31 protein-coding genes are annotated in these 24894 nt (G+C 37.6%); 5 read left to right on the plus strand and 26 right to left on the minus strand.

From position 1 onward, the window contains the following. Positions 1-10: 10 nt before the first annotated feature. Both MKZ18_RS15785 and MKZ18_RS15790 read right to left on the minus strand, forming a co-directional pair. Positions 11-223 carry an acetyl-CoA carboxylase biotin carboxyl carrier protein subunit gene (locus MKZ18_RS15785; protein WP_076512220.1) on the minus strand — a complete coding sequence of 71 codons (213 nt, stop codon included), beginning with the start codon at positions 221-223 and terminating at the stop codon, positions 11-13. A gap of 16 nt (positions 224-239) precedes the next feature. After that, complete coding sequence (locus tag MKZ18_RS15790; protein WP_144593875.1) at positions 240-1574, minus strand: acetyl-CoA carboxylase biotin carboxylase subunit; 1335 nt, start codon at positions 1572-1574, stop codon at positions 240-242. Between the two features lie 232 nt (positions 1575-1806). Between MKZ18_RS15790 and MKZ18_RS15795 the strand changes: the two genes are divergently transcribed. After that, positions 1807-2274, plus strand: a complete 468-nt coding sequence (locus tag MKZ18_RS15795; RefSeq protein ID WP_242529394.1) for an N-acetyltransferase — start codon at positions 1807-1809, stop codon at positions 2272-2274. Positions 2275-2370: 96 nt separating this feature from the next. On the opposite strand, the gene MKZ18_RS15800 is transcribed toward MKZ18_RS15795, so the two are convergent. From MKZ18_RS15800 to MKZ18_RS15815, 4 genes are all read right to left on the minus strand, one after another. Beyond that, complete coding sequence (locus MKZ18_RS15800; protein WP_144593876.1) at positions 2371-2976, minus strand: RsfA family transcriptional regulator; 606 nt, start codon at positions 2974-2976, stop codon at positions 2371-2373. Between the two features lie 135 nt (positions 2977-3111). Beyond that, positions 3112-3879 (minus strand): enoyl-CoA hydratase/isomerase family protein, encoded by a 768-nt coding sequence (locus MKZ18_RS15805; protein WP_061784795.1) that lies wholly within the window; start codon positions 3877-3879, stop codon positions 3112-3114. Between the two features lie 168 nt (positions 3880-4047). Continuing rightward, positions 4048-4221, minus strand: a complete 174-nt coding sequence (rpmF, locus tag MKZ18_RS15810; protein ID WP_025908823.1) for a 50S ribosomal protein L32 — start codon at positions 4219-4221, stop codon at positions 4048-4050. 61 nt (positions 4222-4282) lie between these two features. Next, positions 4283-4804, minus strand: coding sequence for a YceD family protein (locus tag MKZ18_RS15815; RefSeq protein ID WP_025908822.1), 522 nt, complete (start codon positions 4802-4804; stop codon positions 4283-4285). A 165-nt stretch (positions 4805-4969) separates the two neighbouring features. On the opposite strand from MKZ18_RS15815, the gene MKZ18_RS15820 reads away from it, so the two are divergent. Beyond that, a complete protein-coding gene (locus MKZ18_RS15820) occupies positions 4970-6178 on the plus strand; it encodes a nucleotidyltransferase (RefSeq protein WP_025908821.1) in 1209 nt (402 codons plus the stop codon). 25 nt (positions 6179-6203) lie between these two features. On the opposite strand, the gene MKZ18_RS15825 is transcribed toward MKZ18_RS15820, so the two are convergent. Together MKZ18_RS15825 and MKZ18_RS15830 are read right to left on the minus strand one after the other, a co-directional pair. Next, positions 6204-7235 (minus strand): SepM family pheromone-processing serine protease, encoded by a 1032-nt coding sequence (locus tag MKZ18_RS15825; RefSeq protein ID WP_025908820.1) that lies wholly within the window; start codon positions 7233-7235, stop codon positions 6204-6206. Next, positions 7219-8022, minus strand: a complete 804-nt coding sequence (locus MKZ18_RS15830) for a patatin-like phospholipase family protein (protein WP_061784794.1) — start codon at positions 8020-8022, stop codon at positions 7219-7221. Before MKZ18_RS15830 ends, MKZ18_RS15825 begins: the two co-directional genes overlap by 17 nt. Before the next feature lie 233 nt (positions 8023-8255). On the opposite strand from MKZ18_RS15830, the gene ylbJ reads away from it, so the two are divergent. Then, positions 8256-9479 carry a sporulation integral membrane protein YlbJ gene (ylbJ, locus tag MKZ18_RS15835; RefSeq protein WP_061784793.1) on the plus strand — a complete coding sequence of 408 codons (1224 nt, stop codon included), beginning with the start codon at positions 8256-8258 and terminating at the stop codon, positions 9477-9479. A gap of 71 nt (positions 9480-9550) precedes the next feature. Here the strand turns inward: ylbJ and coaD are convergent, their stop codons facing one another. The 4 genes from coaD to MKZ18_RS15855 form a co-directional block, all read right to left on the minus strand. Continuing rightward, on the minus strand, positions 9551-10036 hold the full coding sequence (gene coaD, locus MKZ18_RS15840; RefSeq protein WP_025908817.1) for a pantetheine-phosphate adenylyltransferase: 486 nt from the start codon (positions 10034-10036) through the stop codon (positions 9551-9553). A 32-nt stretch (positions 10037-10068) separates the two neighbouring features. Continuing rightward, the gene (gene rsmD, locus MKZ18_RS15845) at positions 10069-10635 is read right to left on the minus strand and encodes a 16S rRNA (guanine(966)-N(2))-methyltransferase RsmD (RefSeq protein ID WP_061784792.1); all 567 of its coding nucleotides are present in this window, start codon (positions 10633-10635) and stop codon (positions 10069-10071) included. A gap of 427 nt (positions 10636-11062) precedes the next feature. Then, positions 11063-12010, minus strand: coding sequence for an L-lactate dehydrogenase (locus MKZ18_RS15850; protein ID WP_061784791.1), 948 nt, complete (start codon positions 12008-12010; stop codon positions 11063-11065). Beyond that, positions 12006-13541, minus strand: a complete 1536-nt coding sequence (locus MKZ18_RS15855) for an L-lactate permease (RefSeq protein ID WP_144593877.1) — start codon at positions 13539-13541, stop codon at positions 12006-12008. The genes MKZ18_RS15850 and MKZ18_RS15855 overlap by 5 nt, the downstream gene beginning before the upstream one ends. Positions 13542-13905: 364 nt before the next feature. On the opposite strand from MKZ18_RS15855, the gene MKZ18_RS15860 reads away from it, so the two are divergent. Further along, complete coding sequence (locus MKZ18_RS15860) at positions 13906-14295, plus strand: DUF7147 family protein (RefSeq protein WP_061784789.1); 390 nt, start codon at positions 13906-13908, stop codon at positions 14293-14295. A 44-nt stretch (positions 14296-14339) separates the two neighbouring features. Here the strand turns inward: MKZ18_RS15860 and MKZ18_RS15865 are convergent, their stop codons facing one another. Beyond that, positions 14340-14615 (minus strand): YlbG family protein, encoded by a 276-nt coding sequence (locus MKZ18_RS15865; protein WP_025908814.1) that lies wholly within the window; start codon positions 14613-14615, stop codon positions 14340-14342. Between the two features lie 64 nt (positions 14616-14679). Between MKZ18_RS15865 and MKZ18_RS15870 the strand changes: the two genes are divergently transcribed. Then, on the plus strand, positions 14680-15000 hold the full coding sequence (locus tag MKZ18_RS15870) for a hypothetical protein (RefSeq protein ID WP_025908813.1): 321 nt from the start codon (positions 14680-14682) through the stop codon (positions 14998-15000). A gap of 3 nt (positions 15001-15003) precedes the next feature. Here the strand turns inward: MKZ18_RS15870 and MKZ18_RS15875 are convergent, their stop codons facing one another. From MKZ18_RS15875 to hisC, 13 genes are all read right to left on the minus strand, one after another. Beyond that, positions 15004-15450, minus strand: a complete 447-nt coding sequence (locus MKZ18_RS15875) for a YlbF family regulator (RefSeq protein ID WP_025908812.1) — start codon at positions 15448-15450, stop codon at positions 15004-15006. Between the two features lie 88 nt (positions 15451-15538). Further along, complete coding sequence (locus tag MKZ18_RS15880; protein WP_025908811.1) at positions 15539-15928, minus strand: hypothetical protein; 390 nt, start codon at positions 15926-15928, stop codon at positions 15539-15541. Between the two features lie 96 nt (positions 15929-16024). Then, on the minus strand, positions 16025-16261 hold the full coding sequence (locus MKZ18_RS15885) for a YlbE-like family protein (protein ID WP_025908810.1): 237 nt from the start codon (positions 16259-16261) through the stop codon (positions 16025-16027). 6 nt (positions 16262-16267) lie between these two features. After that, positions 16268-16681, minus strand: a complete 414-nt coding sequence (locus MKZ18_RS15890) for a YlbD family protein (RefSeq protein WP_061784788.1) — start codon at positions 16679-16681, stop codon at positions 16268-16270. A gap of 70 nt (positions 16682-16751) precedes the next feature. Continuing rightward, positions 16752-17354: a DUF1405 domain-containing protein gene (locus tag MKZ18_RS15895; RefSeq protein WP_061784787.1), complete on the minus strand. Its 603-nt coding sequence runs from the start codon at positions 17352-17354 to the stop codon at positions 16752-16754. Positions 17355-17473: 119 nt separating this feature from the next. Continuing rightward, on the minus strand, positions 17474-18244 hold the full coding sequence (locus tag MKZ18_RS15900) for a menaquinol-cytochrome c reductase cytochrome b/c subunit (protein WP_025908807.1): 771 nt from the start codon (positions 18242-18244) through the stop codon (positions 17474-17476). Between the two features lie 57 nt (positions 18245-18301). Beyond that, positions 18302-18976, minus strand: coding sequence for a menaquinol-cytochrome c reductase cytochrome b subunit (qcrB, locus tag MKZ18_RS15905; RefSeq protein ID WP_025908806.1), 675 nt, complete (start codon positions 18974-18976; stop codon positions 18302-18304). A gap of 3 nt (positions 18977-18979) precedes the next feature. After that, a complete protein-coding gene (locus tag MKZ18_RS15910; RefSeq protein ID WP_025908805.1) occupies positions 18980-19489 on the minus strand; it encodes a ubiquinol-cytochrome c reductase iron-sulfur subunit in 510 nt (169 codons plus the stop codon). 207 nt (positions 19490-19696) lie between these two features. Next, positions 19697-20155 carry a YpiF family protein gene (locus tag MKZ18_RS15915; RefSeq protein WP_061784786.1) on the minus strand — a complete coding sequence of 153 codons (459 nt, stop codon included), beginning with the start codon at positions 20153-20155 and terminating at the stop codon, positions 19697-19699. 91 nt (positions 20156-20246) lie between these two features. After that, on the minus strand, positions 20247-20795 hold the full coding sequence (locus MKZ18_RS15920) for a ReoY family proteolytic degradation factor (protein ID WP_025908803.1): 549 nt from the start codon (positions 20793-20795) through the stop codon (positions 20247-20249). A 97-nt stretch (positions 20796-20892) separates the two neighbouring features. Beyond that, complete coding sequence (locus tag MKZ18_RS15925) at positions 20893-22149, minus strand: tetratricopeptide repeat protein (RefSeq protein WP_025908802.1); 1257 nt, start codon at positions 22147-22149, stop codon at positions 20893-20895. Positions 22150-22624: 475 nt separating this feature from the next. Further along, positions 22625-23725 carry a prephenate dehydrogenase gene (locus tag MKZ18_RS15930; protein WP_061785468.1) on the minus strand — a complete coding sequence of 367 codons (1101 nt, stop codon included), beginning with the start codon at positions 23723-23725 and terminating at the stop codon, positions 22625-22627. Between the two features lie 64 nt (positions 23726-23789). After that, a complete protein-coding gene (gene hisC, locus MKZ18_RS15935) occupies positions 23790-24893 on the minus strand; it encodes a histidinol-phosphate transaminase (RefSeq protein WP_061785467.1) in 1104 nt (367 codons plus the stop codon). Position 24894 lies beyond the last annotated feature (1 nt).

Below are 24894 nucleotides of genomic sequence, written 5' to 3' on the forward strand. Positions count from 1 at the left end.
CTCACTCCTTTTAAGAAATTGTCACTAATACATCGCCTTCATTTACAAAGTCTCCTACACCGACTAAAATTGCATCAACTATTCCTTCTTCACTGCTTTCAATTGGAATTTCCATTTTCATCGATTCAAGAATAATTAATACCTGACCTTTTGTCACAGAATCTCCTTCTGATACATGAATATTTAACACCATTCCCGCCATCGTTGCTGTCGTTTCTTTCATTTTTAGTCCTCCTTTTTTATTTCAAAACTTCTGTCAATACCGCTGTATTGTATTTTCCAGCTACATACTGCTCTGCATTTAATAATTGTTTAAACAACGGTAAGTTTGTTTTAACCCCTTCAATTGATGCCTCAGTAAAATATGCTTTAGCAAGCTCAATTGCGTTTTCTCTCGTACGACCAGTGACAATAACCTTCGCAATCATTGGATCATAAAAAGGTGTTACTTTGTCTCCGCTATCATAACCTGCATCCACTCGAACATAAGAACGCTCTGGAAGCGAAAACTGCGTAATTTGTCCAGGAGCCGGTAAAAACGTTACAGGGTCTTCTGCGTATACTCGAAACTCTACCGCGTGGTTGGTAAGCTGAACCTCTTCTTGTTGCAAAGGTAGCGCGTCGCCTCTAGCAACTAAGAGTTGCCACTTTACAAGGTCTAGTCCCGTCACTTGCTCTGTAATGGGATGTTCAACTTGAAGTCTAGTATTCATTTCTAAGAAATAGAAATTTCCCTGCGCATCCACAATAAATTCAATAGTGCCAGCATTATAATACTGAACTGCCTTAGCAGCAGCGACGGCCGTCTCATACATACGTTGTTTTGTATCAATAGATAGCGATGTTGCCGGGGCTTCTTCAATCACTTTTTGGTTGCGACGCTGTACGGAACAATCTCGTTCAAAAAGGTGCACTGCATTTCCAAGCTGGTCTCCAAAAATTTGAACTTCTATATGCCTTGCATCCGTGATTAGCTTTTCAATAAATACTTCTTCATGGCCGAAATATGCTTTAGCTCTCGCTTTTGTGGATTCATATGTCGTACGCAGTGATTTTTCATCATCACAGCGTACCATTCCAATGCCTCCACCGCCACCGCTAGCTTTCAACATAACGGGATAACCAATAGCTTGAGCTATCTCACACGCTTCTTCAATATCAGCTACAGCCCCTTCGCTTCCAGGCACAACGGGAACGCCTGCTTCTTTCATAATTTTTCTAGCCCTTACTTTATCACCCATATCCGCTATAACTTTTGGCGATGGTCCAATAAAAACAAATCCTTCTTCTTCCACGCGCTTGGCAAATGTGCTATTTTCCGATAAAAATCCGTAGCCTGGATGAATTGCATCAACGTTTTCTTGATGAGCAATTTCTAACAAGCGCTCAATATTTAAGTACGATTTTTGAACAGGAGGTTCTCCAATTTCATAAGCAACTGTAGCAGCTTTAACATAAGGTAGATTTTCATCGGCTGTAGAGTGAACAGCAACAGTTTGTATATTCATCGTATGACAAGTTTTAATAATACGATGAGCAATTTCGCCTCGATTAGCGATTAAAACTTTTTTCATTGTATTTCTTCTCCCTTCGCTGCAGTATAAAATATTCTCAAGTCTATTCAAAACCATGGTATGATAAGACTAAAAGAGAAAAAAATCTCCCAAAACGTATAATTCTACAATTTTCTTAAAATCCCTTTATTTTTTGTAAACGCTTACTTTTTTTATTCTCATCTATCTATCCTATATTTAAAAATTTATTCATATGCTATACAAGCAGCTCATTTCTAAGGAGTGATTGATAATGTATGAGGTACAGCAGTTGCGAATTAACTATAAAACACTTGAAGAATTTAAGCAGTTTAAGCAATACGGGCTCCAAGAATTGTCCATGTTAGAAGAATTAAATGCCCAAATATCTGAAAACGAAATTCATTCTCCATTCTACGGTATTTACATTGGAAATCGTCTTGTAGCTCGAATGAGTTTATACCGACAGTCTAAAAAGCATGATCACTACTTCAAGCCACACCAGCCTTACCTTGAAGTATGGAAACTCGAAGTACTCCAAGAATTCCAATCAAAAGGACTAGGTACGAGATTAATTGAATACGCTAAATCTTTTAACTTGCCTATTAAAACAAACCCACGAGTTCATTCCAATCAGTTTTGGACAAAAATGGGCTTTGTTCCGGCTGCTTATGATTTAGAGCGAGATTTAGGAGAAAACCCAATGCTTTGGTGTCCAGAAGGCGTATCAACCTCAAAATAATAGATAATATAAAAAAGCCCTTGAACCTTCTCTATCTTTGAGCTACACCGCGATAAAGAGTCAAGGGCTTTTATATAAATGAAGTGCTACGCTTTATTATTTATTTTCAACTCGTTCTAAATTACCGTTTTTCTCCATTTGAAATTTAACTTTTCTACTTTTTTCATCTTCTTTTAGAACAACCATCTTACGAGCTCTTTCCATAATTTCAATCAGTGCTTTATAATCTTTTTCCACCGTATATAAGTTACTTTCCAACACTTTTTTCTCTTTTTCAAGAACCGTTACTTTTTCCTGTAACTGTTCAAGTTTATGCTGCAACTCCTCATTTGCTTCCAGCAACTCACTCGACTGCTGCTGAATTTGTTCAATCGACTCTAAGTAACGAATAACCTCACTTAACGACGTAATCGATTGACCATCTATATATGAGAAGCGCACGGGCTGTTCTTCATCTTTTGTGATCACGCGTGATTTTAGCTGTTTGCGTTGAATCTTCGCTATGTCAATACCAGTTTTGTATTGTTTGCGCACAAAAGAATTCCAGCGAAAGCCACAAGCTGCTGATGTTCGCGAAAGTTTCTTTCCCACTTCTTCAAATGCAGCAAGTTGTGTGCCACCTTCACGTATATGACGCAATACAATTTCAGCTAGTAGTAAATCTTCATCTTGAGTCCATGCATCTTGACGAGAAGAAGTCATTTTTCTATCCCTCCTTATCCGTACTTATTAAATAAGTATGCAACTACTAGATAAGATAGACTATTGTTCAACTTCTCAAGGCAGAAATTCTTAACTTGCCTTTTTCAAGATACTTTATTCATGCAATCAGCTTTATTAAGCCTTCTTTTGAAGTCGATTATTAACCGCTTGCTTGTGTTCTTCACTTTCCCAAAGCAAGCTACAATGATCAATTTCTGCTTCCATTCGTTCCCACAAACCAACTTGGCTCCATTTTGCAATCGGCATTTGCTTATATGCAGTCAGCACAGCGCTAGGCTTTGTAATAATTGGAAGTAACCACTCTTCACAGCGCATCGCTAGCTCTTGGTATGACGTTACATAAGATAAAAAGCCGACCTGCTTGGCACGCTCCACGCTGTAGATTTGAGAGCTTGTCAACATTTCCATTGCATCTGAGTAACGAAGCTTTTCAAATAAAATCGTGCCGCCCCCCCAACCCGTTGTAATACCTAAGTCTCCTTGTATAAAACCAAACTCACTATGAGCTGCGCTGATGCGAAAATCACAAGCAATCGCAATTTCACACCCGCCCCCAACTGCTGTGCCGTTTAATAAAGCTACCGTGGGTTTTGGTAATATAAGCAATTCATATAAAATTCTTCCCATTCTCTTTAACATACTCTCCGCTTCAGCCGCCGTTTCAAGGGCATGAAAAGCTGAAATGTCTCCACCACTACAAAAGGCTTGTGAACCCGCTCCTGTAATTACCAACGCTTTAATATGAGGATTCGCTTTCACTTCAGATATAGCCTTCTCTAAAGAAGTCATCACCTCATAATCCACAGCATTTCGTTTCTCGGGGCGATTAATAACAAATGTGCTAATGCCGTTGTTATCTACAAAAAACTTTGTCTTTACCAATGTCTGTTCCCCCTTTTTCATCTTCACTCAACTTTTTCATAAGTAAAGAATTCGAGAAGCGAAATATAAACTCCTGCATCTTCCCTTAGAAAAGCAGTCATCACAAACCTTAAAGAACGTTTTAATGCAAAAATAAAAGACCCTTCAACAGGGTCTTTTATTTTTGCATTATTTGTTTACTACGTCATTTCCTTTGTAAGTACCACAAGCCTTACATACACGGTGTGATAGTTTCATCTCGCCACAATTTGAGCACTCTACCATACCAGGAACTTGTAGTTTAAAGTGCGTACGACGCGTTCTTTTCTTCATTTTAGATGTTCTTCTAAAAGGTACAGCCATTATTCCCACCTCCTTAAAAGAGTTTTTAATCATATGAAGGCCCGAAAGCCGGATCTTCTCGTTAGTTATTTTCTTTGTTTTTAAAGAAATTTTCTAATACCGCTAAACGTGGATCGACTTTTTCCTGTTGCTCTTCTTCCGTTACAACTTCCCAATCTTTTCCTGACTGAGGAGCAGCACCTTTCTGTTGTTGATCATCACTAAAAACTTGAAGAGGAATTTCCACAATAATTAATTCCTTAATAAGTGGAATTAAATCCACTACTTCACCTTCAACGACTCTCATTTCACCGTCATCTTCATAATCGGCGTCACTATTGAACAGAAAAGTTTCCGTTGCTTCAATAGAAAAAGGATACGGAACATCGACTAATGTACGAGCACAAGGCAATGTCATTTCTCCAGAAATTTTTAGATGAAATGTGACTTTTGAAGAACTAATATCAGCTCTTCCTTTCACATGTACATCTGACATGCGACGAATCTGTGGATCGGTATTAACAAATTCCTTACCGTCTACGATTTCGTCAAAAGTTAATCCTTTATTTTGCAACTGGTACAACTGATGTATTGTCCATTTCATTGTTAATCACCTCAAGGCAACAAAGGTTATTATAGCTTTCACAAGATTATTTGTCAATATTTTTTCTTTACACTATAATGTACTTAAATTTATTTTTTTCTTTTCATAATCCTTACGCTAAAACTGTTCAATCGCACTTGAAAATTTAATAAAAGGAGACTCATTATGCAAGCTGTAGGAATTATAGTTGAATACAACCCTTTTCATAATGGCCATCATTATCATTTGCAAAGTGCAAAAGAAGAAACAAATGCTGATTGCGTTATCGCAGTGATGAGCGGTCACTTCTTGCAACGCGGTGAACCTGCTGTCGTATCAAAGTGGGCTCGTACGAAAATGGCTCTAAAAGCTGGTGCCGACCTTGTCATTGAACTACCTTATGCATTCTCTACTCAGCAAGCTGATACGTTTGCAAACGGTGCTGTAGCCATCTTAGAACATCTTAAAGCTTCGTATGTATGCTTCGGCAGCGAACATGGAAACACGCAGTCTTTTCTTAAATTCAGCAGACTGTTAAAGGAGCATGAACACGCTATAGATGAGCATGTACAAAGCTATTTAAAAGTTGGAAATAGCTACCCAAAAGCTCTTTCCCTTGCTATGAAAAACATTACTAATGAACAAATTGGTTTAAATATGGAACAACCAAATAACATTTTAGGCGTAAGCTATGTAAAGGCTATTGAAAAACAGCATGCATCTATTAAACCACATACGATTACTAGAATTCAATCCCATTATCACGATAAAATGCTTTCTGAGACGGAAATTACAAGCGCAACAAGTATTCGTCATGCTTTATTCCAAGATATCATTGATGTTAAGGACTTATCACGCTATATGCCTAACCCTGTTATTCAAGGTCTAAAAGATTATCAAACACAAATTGGCTTTTTACATAACTGGGAGCTCTATTTTCCATTTTTAAAGTATCAACTCATGACCCATTCACCCGAGTCTCTTCAAGCCATTTACGAAATTGAAGAAGGTATTGAATATCGCTTATTAAACGCCATAAAAGAAGCACTATCCTTTGAAGACTTTTTAAGTAAAGTAAAGACAAAGCGCTATACGCGTACACGCCTTCAACGGATGTGTGTTCACATTTTGACGAACACAAAAAAAAATGAACTATCCAAGTCGCCTTCAACCGCTTATATTCGATTGTTGGGCATATCTCAAATCGGCAGGCTGTATATGAAACAAATAAAAAAAGACGTGTCTGTTCCTATTGTATCCACTGTATCTCAATGTAAACACGTAGACTTATCACTTGATATAAAAGCTACAAATATCTATAGTTCACCTTTACAAGAGCCCATACGCTCTCAGTTTTTAAAACAAGAGTATACGCAGCCACCGATCATGATTTAAAAAGGCGGAGTAAGTCGGTACCGACTCACTCCGCCTTTTTTACTTTATCCAACTTTTCTAGATATTCAATCGCATCATTAAACGTATCAACTGGAACGATTTTCATATCGGTATCAATTTTTGCTCCCGCCTGTACGGCTTCCTTATAGTTCGAATTAGCCGCTCCTTGCTGATTAGGCGCAAAAAACACTTCTGCTCCCTCTTTATCCGCGGCCACAATCTTTTGAGAAATTCCTCCAATAGGACCTACAATCCCTTTATCGTTAATAGTCCCCGTACCCGCAATTTTATGTCCTTTTGTTATATCTTCTTTTACAAGCTGATTATAAATTTCAAGTGAAAACATCAAGCCTGCAGAAGGTCCACCAATCTTTTCAGTATCAATCTCTACATCTGGCTCTACGTCCACTTCGCGACTGGTTTCTAAGGATATTCCTAACCCAAAGCGCGTTTGATCATCTGGAAATGAGGCTAGAGGAAGCTCTACTATTTTTTCTTCATCATTTCGTAAGATGGTTATCGCAACCTTATCCCCTTTTTTCTTCTTCGCTACGTATTCAATTAACTCCTCTGCTGTCTCAATAGTTTGACCATCTACTGCCTTTACAATATCTCCAATTTTAAGCTTGCCATAAGCAGGCATATCCGGTACTACTGTAACAATATAAACACCTTTATTCTCAAACTTAATTTCTTTGTTTGCCGCATTGTATGCAACAATGACGGCCGCATCTTTGGACGTATCCATCATATGTAATTGCCTTACCGTATAATCGCTATCACTTTCTCCTTGCTGCAAAATATCTTCTTCAGGATACAAGTGATGAAAGTCTTGAATATGAGCCATAGCATACGATAAAGGCGTCGCCCTTCCCATTCGAACCGTGGTTAACATAAAGGCCCCTTGCTCTTCATACCCTCCTTGCACATTAATAATAGGCTTTAGCTCCTGTGCTATGCCAGGCTTTGTAATATAATAAGGTAAGGGATAAAAAAATAACATAGCAATTGTTAGCACTAATGCTATGTAGGATAAAATTCTAACTCTTTTCTTCACCTGTGTGATTCTCCTTCCACTTTTCAATAGCTTCTTGAATAAACGGTAGATGCTCAATTGCAGCTTGTTCACCGATTTCAATAATTTCTTTAATATTTGTAAACGCTCGCGAACTAAACGTTTCTACTTTAGGGCGAAGCATTACATCAGACGCAATTGCTCGATTTATTACAAGCTCGTCTTGAAGAATATCTAGGCTCTGTAAAATAACGTCAAAAATTGATGTGATTTCTGCATTTCTTTTCACATGAGAGACATCGACTGCAAGCACAATATCTGCTCCCATCTCTCGTACAATTGATACCGGAATCCGATCGATGACCCCGCCATCTACTAGCAAGCGTCCATTTACATTCTCTGGTGCAAAGATACCCGGAATGGAAATGCTTGCTCTTACAGCTTGTGCAACTGAGCCCGTTTTGAAAATGACTTTCTCCCCAGCTTTTAAATCCGTAGCCACAATGGCAACTGGAATATTTAAATCTTCAATCTTTTTATTTTTGGTTAGGGCTTTTACCAAGGATTTAATACGATTCCCCGCAATAAATCCCATTTTAGGGATTGTAAAATCTAAATAATATTTTCTTTTAAAGGTAAGTGCCATTTTATATAGTTGACTCATTTCCGTACCAGATGCATACATAGCCGCAACCAAAGCACCCATGCTGCTACCCGCCAAATAGTGAATAGGGATATTGTTTTCCACCAGAACTTTAATGACCCCAAGGTGAGCAAACCCTCTTGCTCCTCCTGACCCCAATGCTAATCCAATCGTTGGGCTTTTCATAGTTAGGCCCCCTTACTAATCACTTGTTTTATTCAGTATATACGTCTGCCGCTATAAAGTGAAACTTGAGCACGTAAATAATCATTTTTATCTTTAGCTTAACCAAGAAAGTAGAGAAAGAAAACGTGGTCTAAACGATTAACTAGCATAAATTGGACTAACCAATTCGTATATTGATATATAGAACATGTACCTGCTGTATCGTATGCAGTTTAAAAGGAGAGGGAATAGAATTGAATAAATCCATGTTAAAAACGATTGTGTTAGGAGGAACCGCTTTAACGCTTACCTTTGCCTTACTCACTTATCCAAAAGAAGCACTGGAAGCCTCAGTGCGAGGATTAAATACATGGTGGAAGGTCGTATTTCCATCATTATTGCCTTTCTTTATTCTTTCCGAATTATTGATTGGATTCGGAGTTGTCCGCTTTATCGGATCAATATTAGAACCTTTGATGCGCCCATTATTCCGAGTTCCAGGGGTCGGAGGATTTGCGTTAGCAATGGGAATGGGTTCTGGATTCCCTTCCGGAGCAAAGATCACCGCTCGATTACGGCAAGAAGAACAGTTATCAAAAACGGAAGCTGAACGCCTTGTTTCTTTCACCAACTCCTCAAACCCTATATTTATCTTTGGAGCAGTTGCGGTCGGCTTTTTTAGCAACGCAGCAGTGGGGATAATCCTTGCTTTTGCACACTATCTCGGAAACATTCTAGTAGGACTTGTTATGCGCTTTTACGGAAAAAAGGCTGATACAACATATTCTGCTTCCACTCAGCGTCCGTCTCTTATTCAAGCCTTTAAAGAAATGCACGAAGCCCGCATAAAAGATCAAAGGCCCATTGGTAAGCTTTTAGGTGATGCTGTGTTATCATCAGTTCAATCTTTATTAATGATCGGTGGATTTATTATTTTATTTTCTGTTTTAAACAAGCTGCTGTTTGTCATGAACATTACAACGTTTATAAGCAGTAGTCTTTCATATTTATTTAGTTTACTTCAACTTTCAACGGCACTAAGCCTTCCCTTTATATCAGGACTTTTTGAAATCACAATGGGCAGTCAATTGACTAGCCAAACAGCAGAATCCACTCTATTTCAACAAGTCATTATTGTCAGCTTTATCCTAGGCTTCAGTGGTTTTTCTGTTCACGCTCAAGTTGCCAGTATTCTTGCTGAAACAGATATTCGATTTTTCCCATTTTTTTGTGCACGCTTGATGCACGGACTATTTGCTAGTATCCTTGCTATCTTAGCATGGAAGCCTTTTGAACAAAATATTCTATCTCAGGCTCAGTGGTCTCCACACGCTTTGCCTACTTTTTTGCAGGAAGGCACAACGAGCTGGAGCCAAATCTACTTTGAATTTTGCACCCTATATGGGCCAACGTTTACCATTTTATTGCTATTCACTTATTCCTTGTTATATATGAAACGTCACTTTCCGCTAAAATAAACGACAAAAACGCCATCCATTCCTATAGCAAGCTAAAATAAACGTTTGCGTAAGAATGTAATGGCGTTCTATCAATTAGCTGAAAACTTCTTAGAGAGCGCTTCTTTCACAACCGGAGGCACAAGCTCTGATATATTGCCACCATATTTAGCAACTTCCTTTACAATGCTAGAACTTAAGAAAGAATATTGATTATTCGTCATCATAAACAATGTTTCAATCTCTTTATCTAACACACGGTTTACAGATGTTATCTGCATTTCATATTCAAAATCCGATACCGCTCGTAAACCGCGTAAAATAGTGCTAGCTTGCTTTTGTTTTGCATATTCCATCAGCAAGCCACTATACGATTCTACTACTACATTTGGAATTGATTCTGTTACTTGCTTTAGTAGTTCAATTCGCTCTTGCACTGTAAACAATGGGTTCTTGGATGAGTTGTTTAATACAACAACATACAACGTATCAAATACGTTTGAGCCTCGCTTAATAATGTCTAAATGACCGTTCGTTACAGGATCAAAGCTCCCTGGGCAAACTGCTATGCTCCCCATAAAAATCCCCTTTCTCTTACGTAAAACAATTGTTATACTTCTTCAGGTTGCTTATATGTATAAATTGATACACCGATAATTCCATAGTTTTCACTTTTTATCTTTTCGAACTCATTAATTTCATCTGGAAGCACTACGTCATTTGCATGTTCTGCAACGATGACACCTGAGGATTGCAACAGTTTATGCTTACTAATTGTTTCGATAAGCGCTTTCAACTTTTGTGCCTTATACGGAGGATCCAGTAGAATTAAGTCAAACTGTATCTCTCGCTTAATGATAGCTTTTAGCGCTCTTTCAGAGTCGTTGCGATACACTTCTGCTTGCTCTTGTAAACTACATGTTTCCAAATTACTTTTTATCGTTTGAATGGCTTTACCATCTCGATCCACAAAAATTGCTCGATCTATCCCTCTGCTTAGCGCTTCAATGCCTAAGCCTCCACTGCCTCCAAATAAGTCAAGAGCTATTCCACCTTCAAAGAAAGGGCCAATCATATTAAAAATAGCTTCTTTTACTTTATCTGTTGTAGGGCGCGTGGAATTACCTGGGACTGCTTTTAATGAATGTCCTTTACAGCTTCCAGCTACTACTCTCATGTCTATCACTACCTTACTTTTACTTGCTTATTCTTCATTATCCTAACACAAAATTAACTATAAAAACTAGCAGAAATAAACTTTTTCCATTTTTATGGCATAAAGTGACGTCAACAACGAAAAGAATAGAAGTTTCACTCTGATTATGTATAAAACAAGAATTAGAGGACATACTACTTACCAACAACATCATCGAACCGATGTTGTTGCCAACCGCGGAGAAGACTTACGTTTCCCCATAAGTTCTTCCTCCGGTTTCTCCTCTCCCTTTTATTTTCTCACTCGAAGGGTGCATGAAAATAACCCTATGACCCTAGTGGTTATGGGGTTTTTTTAGTTTAAAAGCAGCTTATTGTTCACTTTTATAGACATGGTTGCCTAAACATAAAAAAATACCGTGGGCAGATACCACGGCAATATTTTCATCTTATTTAACACGAATTTCTCTCAGTATATCGGCCGACTTGTTGAATAATTCTTGTTCATTATCATTCAATTTTAACTCAATCACTTCTTTTACACCTTCACGGGTAACGACAGCTGGAACACTCATATAGATATCCTCTTGACCATATTCCCCATTGAGTAAACAAGACACCGGTAATATCGAGTGCTCATTATTCAGAATAGCTTTTGTAATTCTTGTTAAGCACATGCCAATTCCAAAGTTTGTAACCCCTTTGCGGTTAATAATCTCATAAGCAGCATCTCGAACTGACCCAAAGATTTTAGTGAGATTTTCTTTATCTTTCTCGTTGTTTCTTCTTTCAAGTAAGTTGTCAAATGATTCAACTCCAACGGATGCTTGACTAAATACGGGTAGTTGACTGTCACCATGTTCTCCCACAATAACAGCATGTACATTGTGAGGATCCACTTCAAAGTATTCTCCTAAAAGAACTCTGAAGCGAGCTGAATCTAACGTAGTTCCTGAACCGATAACTCGGCTTGCTGGAAGCCCGCTTTCTTTATATGCAACATAACTCAATACATCTACCGGATTAGAAGCAAGCACAATAATCCCATCAAACCCACTCTTTTTAATATTTTGAATAATGGATTGCATAATACGAGTGTTACGTTCTACTAATTGAAGTCTTGTTTCACCTGGCTTCTGATTAGCGCCTGCTGTAATTACAACAATACGAGCATCTTTGCAATCTGAGTAATCTCCTGCGTATACTCTCATATTTGTACTAGCAAAAGCCATACCATGAACCAAGTCCATTGCTTCACCTTCTGCCTTTTCTTTATTAGCATCAATTAATACAAGTTCTGTAACAAAGCCTTGATTGACTAAGCTATAAGCATAAGCTGTACCAACTGAACCACAACCAACTAAAACAATTTTCCTCATGCGCTCACCATCCTTAATAAATAATCAAGTTTATAATTCCCACAAAAGCAAGGAATATCAAACTTATTTTAATAGTATATTTGAATATTTCACTTTCACGACCTACCAGGCCAACTGCAGCGGCTGCTACCGCTATAGATTGAGGGCTTAACATTTTTGCCATATCCCCTCCAACAATATTACTCGCTACCATACCAGCAGGGCTTAAACCGACTTGCTCTGCTGTAATAACTTGTAGTGGTGCAAAGAGTGATCCGCTATTAACAACTGATCCTGTTAAAAATACACCTATCCATCCTAATACCGGACTAAATAGCGGAAATAAACCACCGGTAGAAGCAAAAGCAAGTCCTAATGTAGAACTCATTCCTGAATAGTTACAAATGTAAGCAAATGCTAGAACTGCACAGATGGTAGCAATTGGAATAACTAGTTCTTTAACCGTTTCTTTTAGAGCCTGCTTTATAATTGAACGTTTAACTTTAAATATAAGGATTGTAAGGAGGGAAGCATAAACAATTGCACTTGTTGTTGATGATAACAAATCAAGAGTAAACACCGCTCCAAACGGTGTAACATCTGATACAACTGGTGGAACTTTATTAATTAAGCCATTGAGGGTTGGAATAGGAAAATTCATAATTAGGCTTTCAAATTTTAACTTAGAAAATACAATTACAAGTAAGGTTAAGAAGATAAATGGGCTCCAAGCTCTAATAAGCGTTCCAACACTTTCCTGTTGTTTTGGCCTTAAATATATATACAGAACAATCAGCGTAATAGAAGCAGATAAAATGTCAACTAACGGTGCTCCAATAGTGTTAAGTGTCGCCCATAGGACTGCTGTAAATGTGACAGCAGCCACTAAAATTGTCTTAAATGTTTCCTTAATACCTCTTATACCATCAACTAAAAACACAAGCAGAAAAGGTAGAACAAACGTAACAAAGGGAATAATATAAGTTGTTCTCATCGCAACATCTAAGGGATCAAGCCCAGTAAGCTGAGCAGGGGTTGTAACTGGAATACCCATAGCACCGAACGAACCACCAGCAATATTAGCAACTAAACAAATACCAGCAGCTTTAACGGGATCAAAACCTAAACCAACTAAAATGATAGCAGTAATGGCAACTGGTGCTCCAAATCCTGCTGCCCCTTCTAAGAAAGCACCAAAACAATAAGCAACGATAATTACTTGAATGCGTTTATCCGGAGACATGGAAGTAATACTCTTTTTAATAATGTCAAATTTACCTGTTTTAACAGTCAATTTATAAAGAAAGATTGCAGCCAGCACAATAGAAGCAACTGGATATAAACCTGCTAGCACCCCATAAATACCCGTCCATACTGTTTTTGAAATAGGCATTCCGTAAAAAACAATCGCTATAAGTCCGGCAATAATTGCACTAATTAAACCAGCAATGTGTCCTTTAATTTTCAAAACAGTTAATAAAATGATGAACAACAAAATAGGTATAGTTGCAACTAAGGCAGATAACCAAATGTTATTAAACGGATCATAAACTTGATTCCACATAAGCAATACCTCTTTTCCATTTATTTACACACATTTTTAGGTTCGACAGCTAACCACTCGATACAATTATATTGTCCTAAAAGTGAAGACTTTTATGTGTGAGATAAAAAATATACAGGAAAAGAAAACGATAACTCACGTTAAAATGACTATTTTATACAAGCCAAGCTCTACTTCTAATACAATAGGTGTGCAAGTAATAGTATATCTTATATTACTCACCGCTCTTTATCTTTCTATATTTTTCGACGTCTCATTCTCTTAGGAAAGATATTACTATAAGGTAGAGACAAGGGATTTTTCTATTTACTCTCAAAAAATTCAATGTTACATTAAACTTGACTGTAAATAAAACTAAAGGAGATTAAGGATGATTCAACGTTTTATTGAGCTTGGACAAGGTTACTCAGATATCTATGAACTATTCGAAATTGCAAAGCACAATACGCATCGCCTACAGCACTTAATCATGTTGCGCACCGTGATTGAAAATCAGCCAAAAGCATCGTTCATTGTTGCACTGAATCCAACAACTGAAGGAAATTTCCAACCTCTTTACGTATGTCGAGAAGGAATTAGCCTATCAGAAACGAAAGCAAGTAAACGCGTCGAGCTGTTTGAACAATTAGCTAATTCCCTAGATAAAAGCATAATCGTATTAGACGTTAAACCTTCCACAATGTTTTCAGAAACAGAGCTTTATTACCAACATTTAATTGGCATTTTGCGTATGAACAGATATATTTCACCTTTGCAATAGACATACATAAAAAAAGGAATGTTTCAAAGAAACATTCCTTTTAATTATATACCAATCTTGTAGTCGTACTCTTTTGCTTTATCGGGCTTTGAATTTTCAAATTCAGTTTTTAATTCTGGTCGGTAAGAAAGCAATATTTTTTTCACAAAAGGTAGCGACTGAATACGCTCCATTGTCTTTTCAATTCCATCCTGATTGCAATACAACACAACGTATTTTAGTTCTCTTGAAACATACTGTACATTCCCATACTTACGAAGTGCTTTTGCTTGCTTCACAGAATGCACATATGCAATAAGTCCTTGACGATTAACAAACATAATAGCTTCCCCTTTTACATAGGTTAAAATAGTTTTATATGAAACTGAAGTAGGTGAGTTATGTATGACGTTAGATGACGTTTGGTCTTCCTTTTTTTCTCATTTTACTAGGAATAAATTAATTGAACAAGTAGAAAAAAAAGAAATTACGCATGTTCCGTTCCTTTACATTACATCAAGCAAAGGTGATCGGCATCAAATTGAAAAATGGATTCATATAGCCTCTGAGACAGCTACCACAAATGCAAAAGTAACGTGGCAAACGGAGTTTGTTCGCCACGCCACTTCAATATACGTCTACCGTCACCGCTTCTTTGTTCCTCAAAGAAAATCATTCTGTTGTGGAAACGTGTGCGGTACCGATTGTACGCGACTGAGGTTGTAACGCTTAAGCGCTACAGCCACAGCTTCCACCGGCTCCACATCCTCCGCCACAGCTGCTTCCTGTATCGAAAAATGGATTGCCTGTTGGAACTTTTATATGTTCTGACACAGATTGTCCAATAATAACACTAATCTCATCTAAAAGCTTTTGTAGCTCATTTTCCGCTTTTTTAAACGCAGCAATCGTATGCTGTAAATCTACAGAGCGCTTAATATCGCGCATTTGCTTTGTAATGGATTTATAATCGGGATGATATTTACCAAACCGCTGGACATCTTCGTATTGCTCTTTCATTTTACCGAATTCAGCAATTAATTTCTGTGCTTCTGTGTCTTTATTTAATCTATTTAAACATTCGCGATAATGTTCAGCTACGTCCGAATGCAAAACCATATTTGCTAGCGCATCAGACTCATCAAGTAGCTCAATTGTTCTCATTGTTGTGAGCATCGTAAATATACACCTCCTGCTTTATCTTATCATGTTTCAGTTTCAAAAGAAAAAGAACATGCAACATTTTATTACATGTTCTTTTCATTTATACAATTTTAATTGTAAAAGATTCTTTTAAATCGTAACTTTCTTGCTCATTTTTCATCAGCTCAATCGTAATTTGATGAGAACCTTTTGGCAGTGCTTTAATGACAAAAGCAGCTTGCTTAATAGGATTGATTGCTTTACCGTCAACTTTCACTTCAAGAAAACCGTTACCATCGTTAAATGAAAATCCGTTAATAATACATTCCACATATACATTGGCACCTCTTACATGCTGATGTACTACTAATTGTTTCTCTGTACCTATCGTTTCCATGGCAGCTTGGCCTGAAAAGCTTACCATTTCTTTATTTGTTTCCGGCTTTGGCTTATCATTCTGACACCCTACAAGTGAAAAGATACAAGCTAGCAAGCATAATATAACACGCATTCAGATCATCCTTTGCAAATGTTTTATGCTTAGCTTTCGCACTAGGGTTCTTTTTTACTCAAAAAAAGCTTCGCAAAGACGAAGCTTTCTAACAAATTATTGATTTCTCATCGACTGAAACATGTGAAACATCATGTTTGCCATCTGAATAGAGTTTGAAAATTTTTCAACTTTATGAGGAATCGTCTGCTTATAATAGGTTTTTGACTCTAAGTCAAACTTTTCTAATTCATCTGGGTTTCTTGTCAAGCGACGATACCACATCGGCTGCTCCCGAATGAATTCATTCAGTTTTGGCTTAGAGCGGATATACTCATATACATCTTCCCGCATAATCTCCTAGTCCTTCCGAAAGCCAAATGGATTTCTTGGACCAGATGGCGTGCTGTGCGTTAATGATTTTGGTGATTGAAATTGCTGCAACACCTGCTGGATATTGGTAATGGCTGAATTAATATTTGTGATATGATTTTGCATTTGATCTAAGTCCATATTTTTGAAGGATGATACAATTGTGGACATGATGTCTTTTTTACTCTCTGCTTCTTCTGCCGTCTCTGGTTCTGTTTTCTCATCTTCAGAGCGATAAGTATCCCATATGGAATCTTCAGCCCCGAATAAGTACCAGTCTTCATATAGCTCTTTCCACGTTTTTCTTTGCGTTCGAACTTCTTCCACTAGCTTCGGATGTGCTTTAACAAAGTTTTTAAATTCTACAACAGATGGATGAACCTCTCGTTTTGTCTCATTCACAGTCACTCACCTCATACATATTAGCCTACTATAGTGTAGAATATGAGGGCTTGTTTGGTTCGCCTATTTTTTAATTTTTTTCATAAGCATGCTGTTTTTTTTGAAGCGGTAAAACCGCTAATATGTATGCTAACAAAATTGAAAAGATGCTCAACCAAAACGTAAAGTAACCAATTTGAGGGATATAGTCATTTAGCATGCTATACCTTGGCATCATAAAAAACACATAGTCGATAATGTCATTATGTAAAGTCCAAACAGCCGCAATTGCTAAATGCCAAAGCTTAATTCTGTAAAACGGTGAATACAATAAACCTTGAACAGCCATAGCACCGTGTGATCCCATAAGCATAAGCATGATGGCATCCATTTGCCCTGTTGTCAAATAGACAAGGAGATTCATTACAACTGCCCAAATTCCATATTTAAATAGCGTAATCATTGCTAAAGCTTCAAATAGTGGAAGTTGTTTTTTTAATAAAAAACCAATTAAAACAATAACAAAAAACAAGCTTGCTGTCGGACTATCTGGAACAAACAAAAGGAAACGAGCAGGAGTTTGTGACAGCTGATTCCCATACCAAATATAACCATAGATTGTTCCCAAGATGTTGACGATTAGTAAAAATGTTAAAAAACGCTTATCTTTTAACGTATACCAAAACCAACTCAACGTGAACACCTCTCTTTCGCTTCATATGAATTACGATATGACAATTTCTTCATCATTATAAAGTTATTTTCCATAAAAAAAAATACCTATTCATAGCGAAGCTATAAATAGGTATTTTTTTATTCTTCTTTCCCTATATTTGCTATAAACTCAGACAGCGTCTTTAACTCCTCATCCGAACCTTTAAAAATGCCAGCGGGCATACTACCTTGACCATTTTTAGCAATATCTGCGATTTCTTCAGCAGATAAATCTAATCCTGTTAGCGCTGGCGCTGCAGGTCCTCCCTGAAGATTTTCACCATGACAGGTTAAGCACGTCTGCTCTTGCATAATTTTGTAGCCGTCTGCTTCCGTATCAATCGCTACTTCTTCACGGATTTCCCCCTGAGCTTCTTTTGCTTCCCAATCTACACTTACAACTGACTCCCACGTTAAGTAAAATACCGCGGCTACTCCTAATAACATAAAGCCTGTTGCTAGCGGGCGCTTTGCTGGCCTTCTTTCAGGACCTCGATCAAGAAACGGTGCAAGCATGAGCGCACCAAAAGCGATACCTGGAATAATAAAGGCTCCAATAGCGTTATATGGACCTGAAGCATACGTATACTTTAAAAGCTGGTATAAAAACAAGAAATACCAGTCTGGTAATGGCAGGTATCCCGTGTCAGTCGGATCTGCAATCCGCTCCAATGGAGAAGGATGCGCGATAGTTAAACAAAGATAACCAATTAAAAAGACCGCACCTACCATCCATTCCTTTAATAAAAAGTTTGGCCAAAATGCTTCCGTTTTACCTGGAAATTCCGAATAGTCTTTTGGAATATTCGGTTTTCTTTCAGCAGGTACACGTGAGTCACCGACGAATTTCATCCCTTTACCACGATGCATGCCGATTCTCCCTCCCTTTCTTCACATATTTCTCACATATAAATTAAATTTTTTAACTTATAGTGGACCAGAAATACCTTGTTTACGAATCATTAAGAAGTGAGCACCCATTAATCCCAGCAAAGCACCAGGTAAGAAGAAGACGTGAATCGCAAAGAATCGAGTAAGCGTCTGGGCACCAACAATATCTGGATGTCCTGATAACAACGTTTTTATTTGTTGACCAATAATTGGCGTGGACTCAGCTATTTGTAGCCCTACTTTTGTAGCAAATAGCGCTTTCATATCCCATGGCAATAAATAGCCTGTAAATCCTAAACCTAACATAACGAAAAAGATTAAAACTCCTACAATCCAGTTTAGTTCTCTTGGCTTTTTATATGCTCCTTGGAAGAAAACCCGAAGTGTATGTAGAAACATCATGACAATAACAAGGCTAGCTCCCCAATGATGCATACCACGAACAATTTGACCAAATGCAACTTCATTTTGTAAATAATAAACAGATTCCCATGCATTTTTAATATCCGGTACATAGTACATCGTTAAAAACATACCAGATAAAATTTGAATAACGGTTACAAAAAACGTCAGGCCACCAAAACAATAAACAAACGCTGAAAAGTGGTGAGCTGGATTGACGTGTTCAGGTACTTCATGATCGGCAATATCACGCCATAATGGGGTAATATCAAGCCGCTCGTCTACCCAATCATAGATCTTATTTAGCATGCTCTATGCCCCTCCCCGTGGTTTGGCTTTTCCAAGATACAATGTACCATCTTTTACTTTTTGTACGTATCCATCTAGCGGACCCATCGGTGGAGTGCCTGCTACGTTCTTTCCGTCTTTGTAATATCTTCCGTCATGACACGGACAGTAAAACTGGTTTGGATGTGCTTTGTCACCAGCCCAGTTAACAGTACAGCCTAAGTGCTTACAAATTGGTGATAGAGCTACAATTTCTCCATCTTTATCTTTGTAAACCCAAGCTGAACGCGGTTCTTCCGACTCATGCCAACCGTCAACTTGATTTACTTTAAAGTCAACACGCTTCGGTTCAGCTGTGATGTCATCCACTTGTGCGACAGCCACTAAATCCTGGTCTACCCCTTTTTTCAACACTGGATCAACCGCAAACCTTACCATTGGCATGAGCATACCGGCAGCCATAAACCCTCCTACACCAGTAAGAGTATAGTTTAAAAACTGTCGTCTTGATACCCGATGGTCTTTCTCACTCATGATATTCCCCCCTCTATTAAAAGCTCAGCCCCTTGAACATAGTGTGGAAACATGATGATTTATTCTATTAAACTAGGACATTTTCATGATATATCAATATGCATGCAAGGTCAATATAAGCAACCCCTAAAACATGGAAATAACCTTTATTTTTCTAAATTTTTTGGTTATTTTTTGTTTACGCTTCCATTCTTATCTTATTAAGGTTTAGCTTTTCCACTTTTCCAAGAAATCTGGAATAATTTGTTCAATTTGATTTGCAACTACTCTTTGCTTATGAGCTTCTTCCATATGCTCTAAAGGAAGCGTTGGAATCCATATTAACTTTGATTCTAGCTCTTGATCATAAGCAATCCAGTCACGGTCATTCGTTAAGAAAAAAATATGCTTTGTCTCGCTAATACTCACTTGATTCTTCCAATCTATCAGATTCTTGAGAGCATGTTGAGCTCCTAATTGCTTTAAGTATGTAAAACTTGGTGCTAGTAGAACTCGTCCTTTAAATTGTCTTTCTAATTCTGATGTAATAATCGTTGTGTACTCGTTCATTGCTGCGGTTGTTTTCATGGCTGCTCCAAAATCAATTGGAATCAGCGGAATAATAATTGAATCTACATATTCTTTAGATTGTAGATATAATTCAACGTCTTTCACATGCCATTTCATTTACATTTCACCCCGTCATTGCTGTACATCTCTTTTTACATATGGAAAAAGAGATTGACTTTACTGCTACTGTAGCCAATCTCTTTTTGAATTATTTTGCTTGGTAATGCTTATTTAAATATGTCGTTAGACGCTCAAATTCTTCTCTGTTATTTTCGTCTAATGCTTTATCAATTAGCTCCATAACCTTTGAACGTTGGAAGCGTTGAATGGACTGTTCCAACACTTGCTCTGCAAAGAGCCGATCCTTTTCATTTGTTTGCACTGTTTTGGGCATATATGGGTTTTCTTCTAACACCGCAACATATTGTGTTGATGAATATAATGAGCGAAAATTAAGCTGAATATAAATGTCTTCATCACGATTTAATCGAATATCATGAAATGATTTTTCCGCATCCGTTGTCATGATGTTTTCTTTATAAAAGCGAAACGGTGGGTCTTCTACACAATGTGTTGACATGACCATTCCTCGAGGACAAAACTGCGCTTGCTCTACGAAGTGAACGCGCTGCATCAGTTGATCATGACTCATTAAATAGTTTAAAATCCATACACATTCTCGGCGTTTCAATTGATAATTTGTTAAAAACCAGCGAACAAATTCTTTCTTTTCGTTGACAGTAACAGGGGTCGTCATAGTCTCACTTCCCTCCTCTGTGTTTAATCACAGGTCTTAAACACCTTTTACAGATTAATATTCCACATGACAATTAGAAAATCCTTTGAACTATTATTTATTCTTCCAGTTGAAATAATATGTCTTGAATTTCAACTGATGATGGATCTAAGACTAGTAATTTTTTAAACATTTCTTTGGCTTTTTCTCTATTTCCTTCTTCCAGTAGGAAATAGCCGTACTCTTCAAGAAACGCATATTCATCTAAGAAAACGCGAGATGCTGCTTCATAATGAGTTGCTGCTTTTTCATATTCTTCCGTTTCCTGATAAGCTTTTGCCAAATCCCAGTCAAAGTTTGGGTCATGCTCATTGTATTCATTAGCATGGGTAATTAACTCAATGACTTCTTCATATTTCTCCTGGCTCATATATAGCTTAGATAATGTTAAAATTGCTTCAACATATCCCGGATCCAATGCAATGGCTTGTTTAAAAGCAGCTTCTGCCTCTTCTTCTATACCGCGCTTCAACGCAATTTTCCCTTTAAAGAAATAAAGTTCTTTTTGAAATTCATCTTGAGAAATTCCTTCATTGACTGCAGCTGCAGCTTCTTCAAGCAACTCTTCGTGCTCGTATGATTTTGCTAAATATAAATACAAAGAATGGTATTGAGGATCTAACTCTTTTAACTCTACAAACTTCTCAATAGCTGTTTGATAATGCCCAGCTTGATACGCTGAAAATGCATATTCGAATAACGTGTTGATTTCTAGCTTGTCTTGTAACGCATCATGAAAATACGGTAGAGCCTCTTCGAATTTCCCAACTCCGCTTAAACTTTCTGCCAGACGCTGTCTTAAGTCAATTCCATTTAGTTCTTTATCTGTTTTTAATACCTCTTCAAAATAAGGAATAGATTGCTGATACATTCCTTGACTGCTGTAGAATTCACCTAGTGCAAAATCAATTACTTTTTCAGTTGGCAATAGGCGTTTTGCTTCAAGTAGCTTTTGCTCACTTACTTCCGTTAAACCTTGCATTTGGTATAAATCCGCCATCAAGATTAAAGCTGCTACGTAATTTGAGTCAGTCGTTGCTACTTGACTTAAGATGTGAATAGCCTCTTCTTCTTCCTCTAAATCAATTAAAATCTCTGCTTTTAATAAATGGAGCTCACCTTCGGATGGATACTTCTTAATTAACTCGTCTACTAAAGGTAACGCTTCATTTACAAGTCCCCATTCGTGAAGCTGCTCAACCATTAGAAACTTTTCTTCGTCGGTTGCTTCATGCTTCAGCTCATTGATAAGCGCTAACCCTTTTTCAACTTCATTTTCCTCTACATATCGTATAGCACGATCTAATTTCGTCATCCTATAATCTCCTTTATCACTTCGTCTATATGTTTTCATCACTTAGTATGATCGATTGTATTTACTAATGGTTATAAACAAATTTGTTAGTAGTCCCTATAATAAATGAGATTACTGTTTTGTTCAACAAAACGGATTGAATAATAAGAGTTTGGGACATAACAAAATGATGGCTTCTAAAAGACGAACACTAGCTGTTCCCATCTCTTTAGTTTGTCTCCACACGTTCGTTCCATTGCGCTACGGTCACTCGCTTTCCGCGGGGAGGAACCTGAGCTTCCTCGCTGCGCTGCGGGATCTCCGTTTTCCCTCTCTTTCCCGCAGGAGTCGAGTGTCCTACGCTCCATTCCACCCTGTTTCCAACATTGTTTTCACAATCAACCAAAAAAACCTGAACGATTAAAAGTTATGAACTCTCAATCGTTCAGGTATAGTAAGGACTGAACTACTTATGTCTCAGTCTCTTGCAACTACATTATGAAATAAACGTTTGATAACCTCGGCCCTCTAAGCACACTTTTGCTTTTTTACGATCTTCATCGGTTTGAAAACTAAGTCTTAAAACACCATAGATATCTACGCGCGTTTCTAGAATTCGGATGTTTGTAATGCTAATTTCTTCTTCTGCTAGGTATCCTGTTACTTCTGAAATGATACCCGGATAGTCAGGAACATCTACATATAGATCATAAAAAGAGGGTATCGCTCCTTTTGAACGCACCGGAAGCTGATCGCGAAATTCTTTTGCCTGAGAAAAATACGCATAGATATTCTCAGCATTTCTCTTCTCAATCATACTACGCACATTGTGCATCTCATCTAACCAATAGTCGAACATTTGAAGTAACGCATCTTGATTATGAAGTAAAATATCTCTCCACATCGCTGGACTGCTCGATGCAATTCGAGTAATATCACGAAAACCACCCGCTGCTAACTTAGAAACAAGAGGATTTCCTTGCTGATAATGCTCTGCTTGATGCACAAGACTAGCTGCAATGATATGAGGAAAATGACTGATAACACCTGCAAGCTTATCATGTTCTTTTGGTGAAAGAACAATGATATTAGCTTTTGTACCTGCCAGTAATTTTTTAAGTCTATTAACAGCCTCTTTTTCCGTATGAGGAGAAGGAGTTAACACATACATTGCATTTTCAAACAAGTGAGCTTTAGATGCTGTGACACCACTTTTATGAGAACCAGCCATTGGATGACCGCCAATAAATTGAATCCCTTTTGAAAGTAAGCATGAAGCCGTTTGAACGATTTGTTCTTTTGTACTCCCAACATCCGTAACAATAACCTCTTTTTTCAAAGGAATACTTTCTAATTCTTGCACAACTTGAACGGCTTGTGTAACAGGCACAGCAATAACAATGAAATCAGCTTTTTTAGCTCCAGCTTCAATTGAACTACTTATTTCGTCAATAACAGTTAGCGATTTTGCTAGTTTTACCTGCTCTTCATTAATATCGTAACCAATAATATGCATTGATTCATATGTATTCTTTATATTTAACGCTAACGAACCACCAATTAGGCCCATCCCAATTACAAAAACTGTTCCTGTCACCTTTGTCACCTCGTATTTCACATATGAAATGAGAGTGTGATCTCACACTCTCATTTCTACATTATTATGCAAATGATTTATGTTTACTCACATACTCTTGAAGTAATTGAATAATTTGTTCATTTTGCTCTTTTGTCCCAATTGTAATCCGTGCAGATGTAGGGAAGCCTAATGCGTTGCCAGAACGAACAATATACCCTCTTTCCAATAGAAATTGGAATACTTCATCGCCTGGTTGACCAAAATCAATTAGTACAAAGTTAGTGTAAGAAGGATAGTAATTCAAACCGTTCTTTTCGCAAAATGCATAGTATTGCTGTAAACCATCTTCATTTTTACGCTTGCACTCATTAATAAAGTCTTGATCTTTCAAAGCTTCAATCGCCGCTTTTTGAGCCATACGACTTGTATTAAACGGCTCACGAGCAGGTTCTATTCTTTGTAATAATGCTTCATTTGCAATGCCGTACCCAATTCGAAGTGAAGCCAATCCATAAGCTTTTGAAAACGTACGTAGTACAATTAAATTCTCGTACTCATCCAGTAGATCTACAGTTTGTGGAAAGTCCTCTTCTTGTGCTGCGTATTCATAATATGCTTCATCCATAACAATCAGCGTATGCTTTGGAACTTGCTTAATAAATTCCATCAGGTCTTTTTGCTTTACATAGGTACCGGTTGGATTATTGGGGCTACATACCCAAACGACAGTCGTTTGTTCATCAATTGCGCTTAACATTGCCGACAGGTCGTGGTCACCGTTTCGAAGCGGAACCTCACGAATTTCAGCTCCTTCAATTACCGCATTGTGACGGTATTGAGGGAATGTCGGCGTTGCCATCACCGTATTTGTTTCTGGTGATAGTAAAGCACGGCAAATAATTTGAATAACTTCATCTGAACCGTTCCCAAAAATAAGCTGCTCACCTTTGACATGTAAATATTCAGCCAGTGCTGTTCTTAATTCTGCACTATAGCCGTCTGGATAAAGTGCCATATGATTAAGCTCTTCGTAAATAGCTTCCTTCACTCGATTTGAACAGCCATACGGATTCTCATTAGATGCTAGCTTCACAACAGTTTCTAAGTTGTATTCTTTTTTAACTTCCTCAATGGGCTTGCCTGGCTTATATGGAGATAATGTTAATAATTGCTCTTTTACTTTCAAC

It is taken from the genome of Priestia sp. FSL W8-0001 (genome assembly GCF_038050335.1).
GTDB lineage: Bacteria > Bacillota > Bacilli > Bacillales > Bacillaceae_H > Priestia > Priestia flexa.

Coding starts and splice junctions, on each gene's coding strand:
- MKZ18_RS15865 (WP_025908814.1), bottom strand. CDS start 14,615: ATGTTTGTTAATCGTCAAGGACTTATTGCATATGTGCATTCTGTGAAG.
- MKZ18_RS15820 (WP_025908821.1), top strand. CDS start 4,970: ATGCAAGCTGTAGGAATTATAGTTGAATACAACCCTTTTCATAATGGC.
- MKZ18_RS15830 (WP_061784794.1), bottom strand. CDS start 8,022: ATGAAAAGCCCAACGATTGGATTAGCATTGGGGTCAGGAGGAGCAAGA.
- MKZ18_RS15900 (WP_025908807.1), bottom strand. CDS start 18,244: ATGCATCGTGGTAAAGGGATGAAATTCGTCGGTGACTCACGTGTACCT.
- MKZ18_RS15815 (WP_025908822.1), bottom strand. CDS start 4,804: ATGAAATGGACAATACATCAGTTGTACCAGTTGCAAAATAAAGGATTA.
- MKZ18_RS15920 (WP_025908803.1), bottom strand. CDS start 20,795: ATGACGACCCCTGTTACTGTCAACGAAAAGAAAGAATTTGTTCGCTGG.
- MKZ18_RS15785 (WP_076512220.1), bottom strand. CDS start 223: ATGAAAGAAACGACAGCAACGATGGCGGGAATGGTGTTAAATATTCAT.
- MKZ18_RS15885 (WP_025908810.1), bottom strand. CDS start 16,261: ATGCGGGAAGATGTATATGAGTATATCCGCTCTAAGCCAAAACTGAAT.
- MKZ18_RS15925 (WP_025908802.1), bottom strand. CDS start 22,149: ATGACGAAATTAGATCGTGCTATACGATATGTAGAGGAAAATGAAGTT.
- MKZ18_RS15875 (WP_025908812.1), bottom strand. CDS start 15,450: ATGCTCACAACAATGAGAACAATTGAGCTACTTGATGAGTCTGATGCG.
- rpmF (WP_025908823.1), bottom strand. CDS start 4,221: ATGGCTGTACCTTTTAGAAGAACATCTAAAATGAAGAAAAGAACGCGT.
- MKZ18_RS15910 (WP_025908805.1), bottom strand. CDS start 19,489: ATGAGTGAGAAAGACCATCGGGTATCAAGACGACAGTTTTTAAACTAT.
- qcrB (WP_025908806.1), bottom strand. CDS start 18,976: ATGCTAAATAAGATCTATGATTGGGTAGACGAGCGGCTTGATATTACC.
- MKZ18_RS15790 (WP_144593875.1), bottom strand. CDS start 1,574: ATGAAAAAAGTTTTAATCGCTAATCGAGGCGAAATTGCTCATCGTATT.
- MKZ18_RS15915 (WP_061784786.1), bottom strand. CDS start 20,155: ATGAAATGGCATGTGAAAGACGTTGAATTATATCTACAATCTAAAGAA.
- MKZ18_RS15860 (WP_061784789.1), top strand. CDS start 13,906: ATGATTCAACGTTTTATTGAGCTTGGACAAGGTTACTCAGATATCTAT.
- MKZ18_RS15800 (WP_144593876.1), bottom strand. CDS start 2,976: ATGACTTCTTCTCGTCAAGATGCATGGACTCAAGATGAAGATTTACTA.
- coaD (WP_025908817.1), bottom strand. CDS start 10,036: ATGGGGAGCATAGCAGTTTGCCCAGGGAGCTTTGATCCTGTAACGAAC.
- rsmD (WP_061784792.1), bottom strand. CDS start 10,635: ATGAGAGTAGTAGCTGGAAGCTGTAAAGGACATTCATTAAAAGCAGTC.
- MKZ18_RS15880 (WP_025908811.1), bottom strand. CDS start 15,928: ATGCGTGTTATATTATGCTTGCTAGCTTGTATCTTTTCACTTGTAGGG.
- MKZ18_RS15870 (WP_025908813.1), top strand. CDS start 14,680: ATGACGTTAGATGACGTTTGGTCTTCCTTTTTTTCTCATTTTACTAGG.
- MKZ18_RS15795 (WP_242529394.1), top strand. CDS start 1,807: ATGTATGAGGTACAGCAGTTGCGAATTAACTATAAAACACTTGAAGAA.